Origin of the sequence: Pseudomonas sp. Root71 (genome assembly GCF_001429045.1) — a bacterium.
Lineage (GTDB): Bacteria > Pseudomonadota > Gammaproteobacteria > Pseudomonadales > Pseudomonadaceae > Aquipseudomonas > Aquipseudomonas monachiensis.
Genome location: NZ_LMHY01000025.1, coordinates 1 through 17,516 on the forward strand (window position 1 = coordinate 1; position 17,516 = coordinate 17,516).

General features: G+C 56.4%; 11 protein-coding genes and 2 pseudogenes. 5 read left to right on the forward strand and 8 right to left on the reverse strand.

Annotated features, from left to right (window positions below; all coding sequences use genetic code 11):
- The first annotated feature begins 135 nt into the window (after positions 1-135).
- Positions 136-1,509 carry an IS1182 family transposase gene (locus tag ASD95_RS16265; protein WP_056725851.1) on the forward strand — a complete coding sequence of 458 codons (1,374 nt, stop codon included), beginning with the start codon at positions 136-138 and terminating at the stop codon, positions 1,507-1,509.
- A 590-nt stretch (positions 1,510-2,099) separates the two neighbouring features.
- Here the strand turns inward: ASD95_RS16265 and ASD95_RS16270 are convergent.
- From ASD95_RS16270 to acs, 5 genes and pseudogenes are all read right to left on the reverse strand, one after another.
- The gene (locus ASD95_RS16270; protein WP_056725853.1) at positions 2,100-2,978 is read right to left on the reverse strand and encodes a DUF5677 domain-containing protein; all 879 of its coding nucleotides are present in this window, start codon (positions 2,976-2,978) and stop codon (positions 2,100-2,102) included.
- Between the two features lie 34 nt (positions 2,979-3,012).
- Positions 3,013-3,630 carry a recombinase family protein gene (locus ASD95_RS16275; RefSeq protein ID WP_056725854.1) on the reverse strand — a complete coding sequence of 206 codons (618 nt, stop codon included), beginning with the start codon at positions 3,628-3,630 and terminating at the stop codon, positions 3,013-3,015.
- Between the two features lie 115 nt (positions 3,631-3,745).
- Complete coding sequence (locus ASD95_RS29920; protein ID WP_056725856.1) at positions 3,746-3,964, reverse strand: hypothetical protein; 219 nt, start codon at positions 3,962-3,964, stop codon at positions 3,746-3,748.
- 633 nt (positions 3,965-4,597) lie between these two features.
- Positions 4,598-4,972: pseudogene (locus ASD95_RS29925) on the reverse strand (AMP-binding enzyme); the annotation flags it as partial.
- Positions 4,973-5,055: 83 nt separating this feature from the next.
- Positions 5,056-6,653, reverse strand: a pseudogene (acs, locus tag ASD95_RS16285) (acetate--CoA ligase); the annotation flags it as partial.
- 634 nt (positions 6,654-7,287) lie between these two features.
- Between acs and ASD95_RS16290 the strand changes: the two are divergent.
- From ASD95_RS16290 to ASD95_RS16305, 4 genes are all read left to right on the forward strand, one after another.
- A complete protein-coding gene (locus tag ASD95_RS16290) occupies positions 7,288-7,551 on the forward strand; it encodes a DUF2790 domain-containing protein (RefSeq protein ID WP_056725860.1) in 264 nt (87 codons plus the stop codon).
- A 185-nt stretch (positions 7,552-7,736) separates the two neighbouring features.
- The gene (locus ASD95_RS16295; protein ID WP_056725862.1) at positions 7,737-8,012 is read left to right on the forward strand and encodes a hypothetical protein; all 276 of its coding nucleotides are present in this window, start codon (positions 7,737-7,739) and stop codon (positions 8,010-8,012) included.
- 526 nt (positions 8,013-8,538) lie between these two features.
- Positions 8,539-9,786 carry a ribonucleotide-diphosphate reductase subunit beta gene (locus tag ASD95_RS16300; RefSeq protein ID WP_007978181.1) on the forward strand — a complete coding sequence of 416 codons (1,248 nt, stop codon included), beginning with the start codon at positions 8,539-8,541 and terminating at the stop codon, positions 9,784-9,786.
- A 406-nt stretch (positions 9,787-10,192) separates the two neighbouring features.
- Complete coding sequence (locus ASD95_RS16305) at positions 10,193-10,690, forward strand: BRO-N domain-containing protein (RefSeq protein ID WP_056725864.1); 498 nt, start codon at positions 10,193-10,195, stop codon at positions 10,688-10,690.
- A 69-nt stretch (positions 10,691-10,759) separates the two neighbouring features.
- Here ASD95_RS16305 and ASD95_RS16310 read toward each other — a convergent pair whose 3' ends face one another.
- The 3 genes from ASD95_RS16310 to ASD95_RS16320 form a co-directional block, all read right to left on the reverse strand.
- Positions 10,760-12,055 carry an McrC family protein gene (locus ASD95_RS16310; protein ID WP_056725866.1) on the reverse strand — a complete coding sequence of 432 codons (1,296 nt, stop codon included), beginning with the start codon at positions 12,053-12,055 and terminating at the stop codon, positions 10,760-10,762.
- Positions 12,052-13,473 carry an McrB family protein gene (locus ASD95_RS16315; protein WP_082562983.1) on the reverse strand — a complete coding sequence of 474 codons (1,422 nt, stop codon included), beginning with the start codon at positions 13,471-13,473 and terminating at the stop codon, positions 12,052-12,054. The genes ASD95_RS16310 and ASD95_RS16315 overlap by 4 nt, the downstream gene beginning before the upstream one ends.
- A gap of 411 nt (positions 13,474-13,884) precedes the next feature.
- Positions 13,885-17,388, reverse strand: a complete 3,504-nt coding sequence (locus ASD95_RS16320; protein ID WP_056725868.1) for an alkaline phosphatase family protein — start codon at positions 17,386-17,388, stop codon at positions 13,885-13,887.
- Positions 17,389-17,516 lie beyond the last annotated feature (128 nt).

Genomic DNA, 17,516 nt, shown 5'->3' on the forward strand with positions numbered 1-17,516 from the left:
CAGGTAGAAGTGGCTGCCGCGGTTGTCGATGTTGCCGACTTTATGGTCTGCTTTTGGCCGATTCTGTTGAAAAAGTAGCTCCCCTGTCTGGCCTGCGGCAAAATCTCTGCATTGGCCAGCAGGGAAGCACGCAGCATGATGGGACAGTTATCGAGTGGGCAGGAGCGGCTGTTTTACTCGTTCAACCTTGAAGATCACATTCCCGCCAATCACCTTCTGCGCAGCATTGATCGGTGTCTTGATCTGAACGACCTGCGCCATTACCTCGCCGATTTCTACAGCCCGATTGGGCGTCCGTCGATTGATCCTGAACTGATGATCCGCATGCTGATCGTGGGCTATTGCTACGGCATCCGCTCCGAACGGCGGTTGTGCGAAGAGGCCCATTTGAACCTGGCGTATCGCTGGTTCTGCCGGTTAAGCCTTGAAGATGAAGTCCCCAATCACTCGACCTTTTCCAAGAATCGACACGGACGCTTTCGGGACAGTGAGCTGTTTCGCTGGTTGTTCAATGAGGTGCTGCGTCGCTGCATGGACGCAGGGTTGGTCAAGGGCGAAGGTTTTGCCGTGGACGCCAGCATCATCAAAGCGGATGCGAGTCGGCAGCGCGGCGTACCGGGCGATGAACCGGTCAACTGGAGCGATCCGGCCCTGAGCACCCGCGCCGTGCGTGAGTACCTTGAAGGCCTCGATGAAGAGGCTTTGGCCGAAACGCTACCGAAACGCCTGTCGCTGACGGATCCTCAGGCTCGCTGGACCGCGGCTCCAGGCGGCCCAGCGTTCTACGCTTACTCCACGAATTATCTGATCGATACCGAGCACGGTGTGATCATGGATGTGGAACCCACACCGGCTCATCGCACCGCAGAAGTCGAGAGCACCAAGACGATGATCGATCGGGTCGAAGCGCAGTTCGACATCAAGCCGGAGCGCCTCATTGGCGACACCGCTTACGGCACCGCGCCGATGCTGGCCTGGATGGTGGAGGACAAAGACATCGAACCGCACGTGCCGGTGTGGGACAAAACTGAGCGCAAGAACGACAGCTTTTCGAGCAACGATTTCCACTGGAATGAAGCGGCTGAGGAATACCGCTGCCCAGCCGGCAACCCATTGCGCAGCGAATGGCGAGCCTTCAAGAACGAGCGTTCGCACGTCACCAAAGCCAACACCATCATCTTCCGATCCCGGCAGACCGACTGCGCGACATGTCCGATGAAAGCCAAGTGCTGCCCGAACACTGCGTTCCGCAAGATCGTCCGCAGCGTCCATGAAGCCGCGCGTGATGTGGCTCGACGCATCGCGGCGACGCCGGAGTACGTGCGCTCTCGCCACGAACGTAAGAAGGTCGAAATGTTGTTTGCCCACCTCAAGCGCATCCTGAAACTGGATCGCTTGCGACTACGTGGCCTGAGTGGCGCGAGTGATGAATTCACGCTGGCCGCTGCGGTGCAGAACCTGCGCCGGCTGGCCAAATTTACCTCTCAAGGGCCACCTGCCACGGGATAGGTGCGCCTGCACGAAGCAAAAAACCTCAAACTAACCCACTAACCGAGCTGCAAAGCTCAACGAAGGGCCGAGAAACCACGCAATGTGGTGAGTAGGTTCTCCGCTGGTGGTCGTGCCTGAGTTCAGGCGAGCTGAAAATCCGACTTTTTCAACAGAATCGGNAAGGGCCGAGAAACCACGCAATGTGGTGAGTAGGTTCTCCGCTGGTGGTCGTGCCTGAGTTCAGGCGAGCTGAAAATCCGACTTTTTCAACAGAATCGGTCGATAACTGCCCTTCACAAGGGGCAGCTATGTGGCGCTTGCTTATCAGAAAGAAATCATTCCGGTGTCATGAGCACCGCAAGCGTCATCGAGATGAACTCCTCATTTTTCTGATCGTTTCCAGCGCTCCACGCACGTTGCCTCCAACCTCGCCCGATTCACACTGCTCAATCCAAAGCGTAATGACAGCACCCGTCCTCCTAAGGGGAAGGTTGGCAGTTCGAACCTGCCCTGGGACACCATATATTTCAAGGCCTTCGGCGAATTTTTTGGTTCTTGCTTTGTGCTTATGGGTGCAGCGTGGGTGCAAATGCTAAGGCCTTAGCCGTTTATCTATGTTTTTTTCGTTTCGGTTTCGGCGGGACAGGGCGGTTACTCCTTGGGCCAGGATCAAATTTTGATTTAAGGCCTTGTCGTGCCGCTGCGGTATCGGGGAAGGCCGTTGCCATCAGATCCGTGGCTTTGACCATGGTGTCAGCACATAGATCTAGCATCGTCGACAGATATCCTTTATCTGTGTCGTTTTCTAATCCTGTACCTCGTCCATTCGGTTCCATTCGGAAAAAAGAAATTGGTAGTACGTGTGCGTATTGAGACAAGAGATCCCAATACGCGTAAAACGTCTTTTTTTCCCAGCCGGCACGTACGAGCATTTCGTCTCTGGTCGGAATCATCAGGTTGTCACCTGACAAGCACCGTTTCTTCACCTGTGGGACCAAGGTTTGAAACCACGGATTGATGTTTAATTTTTCTCTCAACTCCTCTGCTTGCTGTTGCAAGCCTTCCACTCCTTCATCGGCTCCGATATTGCTAAGCATTTTTATTCTTCTGATGCAGTCGTTGAGATACATGACGTTGATTCGTGCCGACCATTCCTCCTGGCTCTCAGGTTCCTCTACGATGTAAAGAAATAGTAGATACCCTTCAACAATTGCTCGGATATGACCAGCCGCCACCCCAAAATCCCACTGCTCGAAATCTGCTCGCACCCATCTTGAGCGAGGAGCGGCAGAGATTGTCGCGATCGCATGGTTACAAAGCCGGGCAAAGACATAGGTTGAGTGGCCTAAATGCGGCTCTGCCATTTGCACGCCAATCGACTGACTGACAGCAAGGGCTTCACACGTCGCCAGGTCAAACTTCTTCAGTGAATCGTTGTACTGCTTATTGAGTTCAATTTTTTCGGCAGCGTTCAGCTCTGCGTCCATGGTGAAACTTTCCTTTTTCGAAATGGTTTTATGGCTACGAGCTGGCGATGTCGCGAATGCGAAGTACGGTGGTGGTGGAGCAGTTCGCGTGTCTTGCTGTGGCACGGATGCCCAGACCCGCGCCGAGCAACTCCGTCACGCGCTTGTGCAGGTCAACGTCAACCGGGCGACCTTGATACTTGCCAGCGGCTTTGGCCTTCTCTATGCCCTGGGCCTGGCGCTCGCGGCGCTGCTCGTAATCCTTGCGTGCGATCGCGGCCATCATTTCCACCAGCATTGAGTTGATCGCCCCCAGCATCCGGCCGGTGAACTCGTCGCCCTTGGTATCCTGCATTCCTTGGTGACTGGTCGGTAGATCGAGCGCGACGATGCGCAAGCCCTTTGAGTCGATAGCAACCTTGAGCTTCTGCCAGTCCTCCACCGGCAAGCGAGAGAGTCGGTCTATCGACTCCACTAGCAACACGTCACCCTTGCGCGCATCTTTGAGCAGGCGCAGCAACTCGGGCCGGTCCGCCGTGGCGCCGCTGGCGTTCTCCAGGTACACACTAGCGATGACCTTGTTATGGTCGGTGGCGAACTGCTCGAGCGATGTCCGGGCGCGGCCAGCGTCCTGTTCTTCAGTCGATGCTCGGAGATATGCGCGGATGAACATGATGTGCGTCCTGTATCAGTTTAGGTGTCTCACTAATACTGTTGCACTTTGAGTGTTACTTATCAAGCGAAAAGGGCAAATAAACGCAAATTTGCGCGTATCAGCTCAGGCATACCTATAACTGTCGCAGTCGCATGATTGCGACTGTGGTGTCTTGAGCGTTCCGGTCCAGCGTTTCCATGGCCGCAATTGCGTTAGCGGCAACGCTCCCCACTCCTTTCTCAGAGAGCCACTTGGTCACCTCCTCAATGGCCGCACATATGGCGTGCTGGTTGTGCAGGAGCAGTTTGAGTGCGTCTGCTGTGGCTATGTTGGCTTCAGAGTTATCTGACATGAGTATCGTCCTTGAGTAACTGGTGCGGGAAGACTAACTGAACTCGCCGCTGGCTCGAGCCACTTCTCCAGATCCGCTGACGCCTGGGCAATTACACTGACTTGACCACCCATTTGCATTCGACCTGACCAACCATCTGCGCGGGATTTGACCCGCACCCTTAGCAAACATGACCGGCAGTGAACGACCCATAGCAGCCAGTGAGCATTCGCTGAAATTGGTCGTTCGCTGCCTGTCGCGATGTGCAGTTGCCGCCCCCCATTTCAGATACTCGCGTAGCGTTCAAAATCCATATCTTATTTTTTGAAATAGGGGGGGCATGAATCAATACGGAATCTTCAGCGGGAAACTCCCTACTGTTTAAAAAAGCAACGGGAATACCAGAAAAGCGCAGCTGAAAAACTCAGCGCTCGATGTGATCGCATACCTGGCCAACTGCGAAAATATTTGAACCTGAATGACTGTCTAGCCCTCAAGAGCCGACTGAGACAGCGCGTATCAAGATACTTCCCTTCATGCGATCAACCTTCAGTTGATAGATCAACTCTCCAACGGGCTTCAAAAATCCAGCACACAAGCCATAAGCCGGATATTCCTTCCCCACCGGTCGGAGCATGGATGAAGCCTGAATGATTAGGCCGCATTCATGCTGCGATGCGTGTCGATCAGCCGCATTACCACACCCGGATCGGCCAGGGTGGAGATATCGCCCAATCCATCGTACTCAGCGGCGGCAATCTTGCGCAGAATCCGCCGCATGATCTTGCCCGAACGGGTTTTCGGTAGCCCTGGCGCCCACTGGATGACATCCGGCGAAGCAATCGGACCGATCTCTTTGCGCACCCAGTTCTTCAGCTCCAGACGCAGTTGCTCGGTCGGCTCCTCACCATTCTTCAACGTGACATAAACATAAATGCCCTGCCCCTTGATTTCATGCGGCACCCCGACCACAGCCGCCTCGGCAACCTTCGGATGCGCAACCATCGCGCTCTCGATCTCGGCGGTGCCCATGCGGTGGCCGGACACGTTGAGCACGTCGTCCACGCGACCGGTGATCCAGTAGTAACCGTCAGCGTCACGACGCGCACCGNTCGATCTCGGCGGTGCCCATGCGGTGGCCGGACACGTTGAGCACGTCGTCCACGCGACCGGTGATCCAGTAGTAACCGTCAGCGTCACGACGCGCACCGTCACCGGTGAAGTACATGCCACGGAAGGTCTTGAAGTAAGTGTCGACGAAGCGGTCATGGTCGCCAAACAGCGTACGTGCCTGACCTGGCCASGAATCGAGAATCACCAGGTTGCCCTCGGCCTCGCCTTCGACGATGTTGCCCAGGTTGTCCACCAGGGCCGGCACCACGCCGAAGAACGGACGCGCCGCAGAGCCKGGCTTGAGCGCGTGCGCCCCCGGTAGCGGGCTCATCATGTTGCCGCCGGTCTCGGTCTGCCACCAGGTATCGACGATCGGGCAACGGGACTTGCCGACATTCTTGTAGTACCAGTCCCAGGCTTCCGGGTTGATCGGCTCGCCCACCGAACCCAACAGGCGCAGGCTGCTGCCATCGGCGCCTTCAACAGCGGCGGTGCCCGAAGCCATCATGGCGCGGATCGCGGTCGGTGCGGTGTAGAGGATGTTGACCTTGTGCTTGTCGACGATCTTCGCCACCCGGGTGATGTCCGGGTAGTTCGGCACGCCTTCGAACAGCAGCGTGGTCGCGCCGTTGGCCAGCGGGCCGTAGACGATGTAACTGTGGCCGGTGACCCAGCCGACGTCGGCGGTGCACCAGTAGATTTCACCCGGGCGGTAGTCGAACACGCGCTCGTGGGTCATGGCTGCGTACAGCAGATAGCCGCCAGTGGTGTGCTGCACGCCCTTCGGCTTGCCGGTGGAACCCGAGGTGTAAAGGATGAACAGCGCTTCTTCGGCGCCCATCTCTTTCGGCGCGCACACGGTGCCSGCCACTTTCATCAGGTCCTCGAACCAGATGTCGCGATGCTGGTTCCACTTGATGTCGCCGCCGGTGCGCTTGCACACGATGACTTTCTGGATGCTGCTGGTTTCCGGGTTGGTCAGSGCGTCGTCGACGTTGGCCTTGAGCGGGATCTTCTTGCCGGCACGAATGCCTTCGTCGGCCGTGATCACCACTTTGGATTTGCAGTCGATGATACGACCGGCCAGGGCTTCCGGCGAGAAACCGCCGAACACCACCGAGTGAATCGCGCCGATCCGGGTACAGGCCAGCATGGCGACCACGGCTTCGGGGATCATCGGCATATAGATAGTCACCACGTCGCCGCGGTGTACGTCCTGGCCACGCAGGGCGTTGGCGAACTTGCACACTTGCTCGTGCAGTTCGCGGTAAGTGATGTTGCGGCTTTCGGCAGGGTCATCGCCTTCCCAGATGATCGCGACCTGATCACCGCGCTCGGCCAGATGACGGTCGAGGCAGTTGTAGGAAACGTTCAGGGTGCCGTCGGCGAACCATTTGATGTCGACATGGTGATCGTCGAAGGAAGTCTGCTTCACCGTGGTGAAAGGCTTGATCCAGTCGAGGCGCTTGGCTTGCTCGCGCCAGAAGCCGTCCGGGTTGACGACCGACTGCTGGTACATGGCCTTGTAGGTCGCCTCGTCGGTCAGCGTGTTAGCCAGAACCTCGGGACGAACGGGATACAGGGAAGCCGCACTCATCTTTCTTACCTCGGTGGAATAGTTGTTTTTGTGTGACCCTGTTTTAGCCGGGCCGGGGCTATAGAACCATTCGACGATGGTAGGTCGCCTCGTCGGTCAGCGTGTTAGCCAGAACCTCGGGACGAACGGGATACAGGGAAGCCGCACTCATCTTTCTTACCTCGGTGGAATAGTTGTTTTTGTATGACCCTGTTTTAGCCGGGCCGGGGCTATAGAACCATTCGACGATGGTAGTAACAAGCCCCTACAAATTGTCGTAAATAGGTCCCCAGCCTGCCAAACCGCAGACGTTTCGTCGTCCCCCAAACGAGGTAGGAGCTGCCGCAGGCTGCGATCTTTTGACCTTGCTCTTAAAAAACGGGATCAAAAGATCGCAGCCTGCGCCAGCTCCTACACAGGGCGTAATTACCCAGTTTTCGGGGATTGTTACGAAATACGTCAAAAGTGTTTATCAAATCCACGGCTATATGGACGAGGCGCGTACACCTAAAATCAGCCACGCCAACAAGGCAACCTGATTAACCCAGTTGCAGCCCCCACGAAGGCAGTTAATCAAAACCCTGATACCGAAGCTCCACGCGCAATCCCAACAAGATTGCGTGCCCCCTTTCGACCTCCAAAAGGTAAATCCGAAATGAAAGCTTTATTAGTTCTGGCCCTCAGCAGTCTGTGCGCAACCGCCATGGCAAACGAGGTCCCGGCTGATGTCGCGCAGCAACAACCGGCAATAGAGGAATACACCTACTCCACCCATCTGGACATCGCCAAAGTGATCTCCATGAGCGAAGCGCCGAACGTGTGTGAAGTTGTACCGATGAAAATGGAATACGAAGACTCTCACGGCCAACGACACATCCTGCGTTACAGCGCCATGGGCAACGGCTGCTCTAACGGCTGACCTCCTGCTTCACCCCCAATAAGGTTCGAGCCACCCGCCGCGATCAGGCAGATGAAGCGTCGAATCTTAATGATCGATTAGTTAGATTGTTTTAAGCATTTATTTGCGCTTTTTAATCGAAATAGTCGGCGTAGTATTGAATGCAACCCAAGACAAACAACACCTGCGAAACTGGAGTAACGACCATGAAAACCCAACTGATCCTCGCCCTGACCCTCTCCGTACTGGCTGCCAACACCTTCGCCGCCGATGGTTACGACCGCACCGGCTCGGCGGCTTACACCACTGAAGCCGCTGTCGCTTCCGACGGTTCTGACCACACCGGCGCTGCCCGCCTCGCCGCCGATGGTGCCGATCACGTTGGCGCAGGCAAACTCGCCTCCGACGGTTCTGATCACACCGGTGCTGCCCGCCTCGCCGCCGATGGTGCTGATCACGTCGGTGCCGCTCGCCTGAGCTGATCCGCCAGCGTGACTTCACAGCCCGACTTCGGTCGGGCTTAGTTGTGTCTGGAGCCTGAGAAAACCCCACCGAAACACAAGATGTAGTGAAAAAAGCCTTTTTTGGTTATTTCTTGAACAAAAATAATCCGGGGCAAAAAATCAGGAAAAAAAATCTTCCCCCGCCAACGCCCTTCAAAGCCCTGTAAACCCTCACTCCAACCGAAAAACGGCCCCCGTCGACCGATCCGTGAGCCATTTCGCCGCACCACAGCACGCAAAACTTCCCTATAATGCGGCCTTAAACGGGCCTGCAATATTCCCTTACAGGGACGAAAAGCCAGTCTGAAGCCCCGCACATGCGATCAACGCTTGCTGCGCCCATCAGTGGCTCTCGGAACCCCGTACAAAATTCTGTTTGATGCCTGCGTATAGCTGCCGCAAAAAACGATTCCTTTAGATCCAACGCGGCCAGTAAGGCCGTGTGAAAAACCGACCATCCAATTTCACACGGGCACACTGGCCCTCACGCAGGAGACGACACGTCATGCTGAGCTGGGACGAATTCGACAAAGAAGACACGGAAGTAGCAGTCAAGAGCGCCAACGCTGGCCACGCCACCGAAGCCAACATGGACCGTCTCGACAGCGCCGGCGGTGCCGCCGCCCTGGAAGCCCGTGCCGTGACCGCCGCTGACTCCGCCGCCGTTGCCCGCGCCAAAGCCGCCCTGGACTCCCTCGACGTCGCCGAAGGCCTCGCCGAACTCGAAGGCGCCTCCGCCCGTGTCGCCGTTGACGAAAAGCGCATGATCAACTGCCGCGCCGACCTCAACCAACTCGTACCCTTCAAGTACGACTGGGCCTGGCAGAAGTACCTGGACGGCTGCGCAAACCACTGGATGCCGCAAGAAGTCAACATGACCGCCGACATCGCCCTCTGGAAAAACCCGGAAGGCCTGACCGACGACGAGCGCCGCATCGTGATGCGCAACCTCGGCTTCTTCTCCACCGCCGACTCCCTGGTTGCCAACAACCTGGTCCTGGCCGTGTACCGCCTGATCACCAACCCGGAATGCCGCCAGTACATCCTGCGCCAGGCCTTCGAAGAGGCGATCCACACCCACGCCTACCAGTACTGCATCGAATCGCTGGCCATGGATGAAGGCGAAATCTTCAACATGTACCACGAGATCCCGTCGGTCGCGAAAAAAGCCACCTGGGGCCTGAAATACACCCGCTCGATCTCCGATCCGAAGTTCGAAACCGGCACCGTCGAAACCGACAAAGAACTGCTGCGCAACCTGATCGCCTACTACTGCGTCCTGGAAGGCATCTTCTTCTACTGCGGCTTCACCCAGATCCTCTCCATGGGCCGCCGCAACAAAATGACCGGCGTCGCCGAGCAGTTCCAGTACATCCTGCGCGACGAATCCATGCACCTGAACTTCGGCATCGACGTGATCAACCAGATCAAAATCGAAAACCCGCATTTGTGGGATGCCGAGATGAAGGAAGAAGCTTCGCAGATGATTCTGCAAGGTACTCAGCTGGAGATCGAATACGCACGTGACACCATGCCTCGTGGGGTGTTGGGCATGAACGCGGCGATGATGGAGGACTACCTGAAGTTCATCGCTAACCGTCGCCTGTCGCAGATCGGTCTTAAAGAAGAGTATCCAGGGACGACTAACCCGTTCCCTTGGATGAGCGAGATTATGGACTTGAAGAAAGAGAAGAATTTCTTTGAGACTCGGGTTATTGAGTATCAGACTGGTGGGGCTTTGAGCTGGGATTGATTCCAGAGCTTGCCGTGATTTGACGACTTGAGTCGACGAATCGAATACCAAAAAGCCCCGATCTGATCGGGGCTTTTTTATGAAGTAGGAAAACTCTTACTCGCAATATCAGTAGTAGCTAAACCACCTACATGTATTCCAGCACCTTCTGTATTGAGGGCCACGCCATGCAGCTCTAAGCTCTACTGCAGGTGCCTAAGAAACGCCCAACGTAGAAAGCTAGCCAATTACACAGACGAGCAGTCACCCTTGGTGATTTATCGTACGGCTGTGTGAGGCTTTTGCTCGTTGGAGCTTCTTATGTCCACTCTACGTTGGGGTCAGGCCCGCCAAAGTCCAAACGTAGAGGTAATGGATATGCCTGAACACAACCGTCTCATCACTCTCCGAACCATGGAGATCGGTCATGTCTGATCTCTTTTCTGTAACAGTCTTCACCCGCCACAACCTCCCTCTCCACGCCCTCCTCCTCGAAAACCAACCATGGTTCTGCGCCCGCGATATCGGCCGCTTGATGGGTTTCCATCTGAGTGAACGCATGGTCAACAAACTAGACAAAGACCAGCACCGCACGTTGTGGATTGAGTATTACCGGCAACCGGAAAAGCAGTTGATGCTTAGTGAGTCCGGTGTGTACGCGCTGCTGGTCTATCACTACGCACCAGGAAATCGGTTGCTGCGAGAGTGGATCACTCATCAAGTGGTGCCGACCTTACGTGATGCGGAGCAGTCGGGTAATTCGGATCGACCGATGTTGAGTTTGTTGGATTGGCCGGAGATGTCGTTGAGCCTGCTGCATTGGCAGGATGAGCCGTGGATTCGATTGCGGGATATGCCTTGTTTACTGCTGGGCCAGCAGCAAACGTCTTGGTGGCGGAAGGTTTCGCAGTTTTTTCTGTTTTAACAGGCTGTCGCAAAAAGGGTGCAACCTTCTGCACCCTATATTGATTTGGCCCGCAGAACATCCAATCGACTAACCACTGGCCGTCTGTAACCACTGAGATTGCAGCGGTAATCCCTCAGGCCCACCCATCAAGATGCCCTGTTCCAAATCAAATGGCAGCACCCAGAGCTTAAGTTGTGGTGCGAACTCGAACACCTGTAATGGGGCATCAAACGCAGCTTGCCTTGGGTAGATCAACACCAACTCCCCATCACCCGATAGATATTTATGACCATAGGCGAACAACTGATAAAAATCTGATTGCTTCAATCCGTAGTTTTTATACTCTCCCGATGAACTCAGCCGCTTCCACTTTGTGTCGAGCACCCAGCTTTTCTGCTGATGGTGGATCATCAGGTCCGGCCGCAGCTGAAAGAAGTTTTCATCCCTATGCTTACACAGGTGTTCGCTGCGGGTTTGGGTGAACAGTCGCGCATCGTGCAGCAGATCCCTATTTAGGCTCGCAGCTACATAACGCTCAAATAGCTTTTCCATAGGGAATAACAAGCTCATGCCGTGCCAATCCCCAGCGACCGCCAAAGGCATCTGTTGTTTGATGATCAGCTCGCACCATGGTTTCACCGGTACGTAGTGCGCCATCAGTCGCTCGTTACTCCACAGTTTGAAGTCCTGATGCACGTTGCGGCTTGTAGGCACCTCTAACAATACGGTTCTTAACTCATGAGCCAGTCGCCAGTTACCAGCATCTTTTGTTGTTTTACAGACCTGATCTAACACGAATTTGATTAAGCGATTCTCTGGTCGGTCGGGCAAATAAATATCATGTCGTATCTGGAAATGGTGTTGTCGACCAGGGGGTTGGCGCATTTGCTTGACCACATCTAACTGACCACGAAGGAATCGCTGTTCCTCCTCCACTCGCTGGTAGTCAAAGCGTAGGCCTCGATTGATCAAGTGATCCAGAGCCAGTAAGAATCGGCCCATGACCCATTCGCTCAACGGCGCATCGAAACTCTGAAGATCCGCCGCACCGACTTCACGGGTGGGTAAATCTAAGGAAGCTTGGATCATGCGCCTCAGCAACGCTCTGCTCTGCTTGATGCAATCCTCTCGCTCGAAATGCTTGGGAAGAATTTCAAGGCGCGTACCACAGGGGGTTTCCAATACGCCGACGTAGTTGTCGAGCTTGAGCAAACAACGACTCTCAAGCTGAACCAGCGCAGCCCCAGCGCTGCTGAAAGAAGCATTTAATTTGCACAACCAATCGAAGGCGGAAACTGATACTTGAGCGATATCCAGCGTCGGCACAGCGACGTAATCTGTCGTCAGCCTCGCGTATTCGCGAACCGTGATGACGGGTTTCACGCCGTCACGCCTTTTTCAAGCTGATGAATCTGGATGTCACCTTTTTCAGTTTCAATAGCATCTTGCAGCTGTGGAAGCACTGTTTGGTGATCTATGACACCCCAATAAGACTCGATCCGGGAAAAGGCCTCTTCGTTGATCAGCCATCGATTATTTTGGTTGTTGAGCACCACTTGATCGCCAAACAGCGAATCGGGCTTGAATGGCGGCTGTTCGATAAAGCAATTTTCAGGGGCCTTGCGATGATCATTGAACACCCACTGAATCCGCTGCCAATCTTCGAAAAAATACTCTTGCAGCAGCGGGAGAACTTGCTCGCGAAAGATTTGCCTCAATCGTTCCAGCGTACGGTCGCTGTCTAGCGGCATAAAGTACGCGTGTCCTAGGCAATGATCTCGATCTAGCAGCATTTCGATTCGCTGATTCATCACTCTCAGAAGCTTGGCAATATTGAGCTCGCCCACGGTAATGTGTTCCAACAGCTCAGGCTTAGGCGGCATTTCGCGGAAAGTGAAGCGACGACGTAAAGCGATATCAAGACCGGCCAACGAACGATCAGCAGTGTTCATCGTGCCAATGAGATAGACATTGTTCGGTACACTGAAATGCTTTTTCGAATACGGCAGCGTCACTTTCAAAGCCTCGTCAGCCCCGGCACGCTTGGACGGTTCGATTAGCGTGATCAGTTCACCGAAGATCCGAGAAATATTGCCGCGATTTACTTCATCGATGATGAGTACATGAGCATTGCAAGGTTGAGTTTTTGGCTCAACCTCAGCGCCTTTGGATCGCCCATCCAATATACGCGCCACCAAATGCGGCAAAACATTGTTGTAGCCATTGATGAGATACGGCTCCAACATAGTCTCTGGCACCTTGTCAAAAACCTGCTTGTTGCGAATATCTGCGACAGTTAAACGTCCTGCGCGCACATATTCAGCAAGCGTGTTGAGCATGTTCATGCCAATCGGCAACTCTTTACCGTTGGGCTTAACCAAGTTGAGCAACTCTGTGGATGAACTTGTGACTACGTATCCCGAACCAAAGGTTTCGCCCTTAATAAAGAGAGCACCATGTCTCACTTCCGCTGCGGGCGCTTGTTGAGTCACTTGGGCAGTGGTACATATTTTTTTGAATACACCATCAACAACTTCATAGCGCAATTGCCCGTCGTCTCCGCTTTCCGCGCGTAGGCCTTCAACGAAATCTTCGTAGCTGAAGCTTTGATGAAACGTGACGAACTCGACATATCCGTCTGCGGCTAACTCATCGAAGCGCTTTTTCAGCGCAGCCCGATTTTCTTTGTTGGTCTGAAGAAACTCAGGGGCAAGGATTTCTAGCGCTGCCTCGATGGTGGCGAAAGTCTTCCCAGTACCGGGGGGGCCAAACAAAATCTGGTTGAGTGCAGGCGAGGTCATCGAGTCGCTTTCCTTGGCTACATGAGCAAAAAATGGGCATCGCGTGGTGGCGGCTCGATCAAAGTCGGTAGGAGTTATAGGAACCAAAACCCGACCATGGAAACAGGCTACAGCCGCAGGAGATTAATCCTACAACGGTAACCATATTGCTATCACGGGTAAAGCAGTACAGAGAGGCGAGGCTACGGAGATTAGAAGCCCTTGACCGCCGATCATCAAACAGTCGTTCTGCGGAGCGAAGTCCACTTAGGGACTCGGTGGCGGACTTTGTTTATGCGACATATTCACCTACGCCATCGCGAGCAAGCTCGCTCCCACAGGGGGTCTGCGGCTGGCTTGGGAACGTTGGTGTTATCTGGGCCGTAGAATTTTCCAGCAGCCCTTTTCCTTTCCCGCAACACCGCTAAAACCTCACCTCCCCAACCCACTAATCCGCCAAGGACAGACCGCCGCCCTCACCCCACTTGGCCCAACAATCTCCGGCGTCTGCCCCAACGACCTCGCACTCAACACACTCCCTACCCGCTCAATCAACTGATCAAACCCCAACGTCGCATCCTCCTGATGCAATTTACGCAGTTGTTCGACCAGGGCGTAGGTAAAGGCGCCATAGCTGTTGGACCCCACCTCATACTCATTGGCCTTTTCGTTCTCCCGCGCCGCGTAGAGCATCAGCGGCATATAGGGCCCATGGTGACCATAGAGTTTGCCTTGGCGCAGCAGTTGGGCTTTTTTCTCGGGGCGCAGGCCCGTGGCGGCGCCTTGGGTGGTGCGGGTGCGGGTGAGGCCGCGGGTTTTGTTGTCTTGTTCGCTGAAGTCGCGACGGTCGGTGTCGACGGCGTAGACACGGCGGTCCCAGTCGCCGGCGTAGGGGTCCCAGCGCAGCATACGGTGGCGGATGTCGCTGGGTGGGGTGATGCCGCGCACGCGGCCGTTGCCGCGGGTCATGCCGCCGGCGTAGCAGCAGTCGAACATGACGGTGAGTTTGGCGCCGTGGCCGTCCGGGTCGAATGGCAGGTGGCTGTAGAACTGGCGGAACAGTTTGTCGGTGAAGTGGGTGCTTTCGTCGTCCCAGTCGAAGTCGTGGAGCACCAGGGTTTCGTCCATGCAGTCGGCTTCGCCGCTGCTGCTGTAGACCGACAGTTGGGTGCCGTGGCCGGAGTAGAACAACACGCGCTCGTCGCCGGCGCGGGCGCCTTCCACCAGCCATTCGAGGCGCTCGACGAAGTTGGCCCGGGTCGCTCGGGCGTCGTGCAGCAAACGGATGTCGCCGGCGTCGTAACCGCTTTCCTGGAGCATGCGGCTGATCAGGTAGGTGTCGTTGATGCAGCCGTCGAGGCGTGCGCTCGGGTCGAGGTAATCGTTGATGCCGACCACCAGCGCGCGGCGTTTGCGCTGGCCGCTGCGGGACAGGAACGCCGGCACTTCAAGTGCCCGTGCGGCCACCACATCGCGGGCCAGTTGCGGCCAGAGGCCAGTCTGGCTAGTGGGTGACGACAAGTAGGCCTGGGCGGCGTGATTGAGGTCGAGCAGGTCATCGCGCAATGGCAAGGTGAATTCGGTTTGCAGGTCGACCCGCGCGGAATCCGGTGAGGTGATTGGCCGGGTCAGCAAGCCGTCGTTGGGGTTATGGAGGTGGAACCAGCGGCGGATGCCACGGCCGTTTTCGCTCAGGCGCGGGACTCGCCCACCCCATACTTCGCGCATCACCAGCGGCAATGCGATCGGTGAGCCGAAGCTGACGAACACTCGGCCATCGATGCGCTTGAGCGCCGCCCCCTTTTTCGCCACCGAACGGCGCAGGGCGTCGTAGCCGATCAGGCTGCCCAGGCCTTGGGCGAAGATGATCTGTGGATTGAATGCCTCGATCTTCGCCAACAGAAGTTGAGTCAACTCCGTACGCAAATCGGCGTCTTCGATCCATTGCACGAGGGCGCCAACCGTGGTGCGCAACATCTGGTTGACCGGCAGGCCCCAACTGCCGAAATTCTCATCGGCCTTGCCCCTGGCGTCGGCCCTCAGCATCGCCAGGCCTCGGGTGATCTGGGCGAAGTCCGGTCCTTCCTTGAGTTGCTCATCGAAGGAAAGAAAGTCGATGTCCTGGTCATCGATGAGGCGCCCGCTCTGTGCCAGTTGAGTACGGATCAATGTGCGCCATTGCTCCTGCCAGTTCGCATCGATACCGCCCTGCCCGCCTGCTGCCCGGCTGAACCCGACACCGGGCAGGCACAGGACGCGCAGCCGTGTTGGCGCGACCTCCGATCCCGGCTCGACCAAGGCTTTGCTGGCCGGCGTCGCAACCGGAGGAACCGTTTGCCCTTGGGCGGTGACCATCAAATCCTGCAGGCGCCGCAGTTTCGCCTCCAGACTGTCCGCACTGGGTGCGGCAGGCGTGAGTGCCGCCTGACCCGGATCAGCCAAGGCTCGGCTGCGATTGCCGAGAAAACCGCTGACCCATTGCGCGCTGCTCTTCCAGATCTGCTCTGGATCAAGGCCGTCTAGGTAACCGGTGGCGCTGTCCACCACCTGTCGGCTTTGAGTCGCCAGTTCGGACTCGATCAATGGCAACCCGGCGCGACTCGGCACTACGGTGGCCGCCAATTTTGGCGCAGCCGTTACGCCCGGTGCGGCACGCCAGATGGGTGCATTGCCGAAGTGCTGCGCGGCGACCACCCGTGGGCCGAGGGCACTGCGCGGCAATTTGAAGTGATCGCAAAGAAACGCCAGCAAACTGGTGTGATCGTAGTGCTGCGCCTGGACGTCACTCGTCCAGGGGATCAAACCCGGCTTGAGCCACGGCGAAACCAGGATCGCCGGTACACGCACGCCGAGGCGGGTGAAGGGGTTCTTCCAGGGGACATCGACCGTTGAACCGGTCGCCACGCAAGTCGGTGGCACCACGTGGTCATGAAAACCACCATGTTCGTCGTACAGCAGCACGAACAGGGTTTTATTCCAGACAGCGGTATTGGCCGACAAGGCGTTGAACACCTCACCGACAAACTGATCGCCAAAGCGCAGGTCCTCAGGTGGATGATGGGACACGTTTGGCCCGAGCTTACCGTTGAGCAGGCCATAGCTCGGCTCGATCCAGGACAGTTCGGGGAGTTTGTTGCCGGCGACGTCCGACTTGAAGTCGTCGATGCTCAGGTGCTGCAACCCCCCCTTGACCAGCGCCGCCAGCGGCACGGCGCCGTCGGAGTAAATGCGTGCGTCGTGGCCGCTGTTGCGCAGCAGCGAAAAAATGCTCTCGCCGCCAAACTGTGCGATCAGGCTTTTGATGCCGGCCAGTACCGTGCCGGTGGAGGGCATCAGCAGATGACCATTGCAACTGCCGAGCATGGAAAAAAAACGGTTCGGCCAGGTTGGGCCCGGGACCGAGGAAAACCAGCGGTCGCACACGGTGAAATTGCGCGCCAGCCCGTGGATGGCCGGCAGCGTATCCTTCGCGGGCGTAGCGCCGAACGGGATGTAGTTCATTGCCCGCTGGGCCATGGATTGCGACCAGGTTTTGTACACTTTCAGGTCGGTGCGGGCCTTGTCGTAGGCGTCCTGGGCAAAACCCTTGAGCGTGGGGTTGGCCGGGCTGGTCTTAAAGGAGACGCCCAGTTGTTTCTCTACATTGACGAACTCGTGGCCAAGGTCGAAACCCTCGCTGTTGCCCGGCGGCAGCGCCGGAGGCAGAGGGGGCGGCGGCGCCCACAGGCTGTAGTTCTCCGGAAACTCCGAGGCCTGGGTGATCACCGTCGAATTGCCATTGGCCAGCTTCAGCGGGTTGGTGCTGGGCGCCTTGCGGTTGATACCGTCACACGCGGGATTGATGCTTGTGTAATCCCCCAGCAAATGGTCGAACGAACGGTTTTCCATCATCAATACGACAACGTGCTCAATCCCGGCGGGCCAGTTGTTCGGCATGGTGCGCTCCTTGCTGTGAAGTCTCGATTTCGAACTCTCGGGTTTCACGGCAATCAAGGCTTGGACGGCTGGACAGTCCGCTTGGCCCGGCACTTGCCCATGAGGCATGCGGCGATTCGATCTGCCAG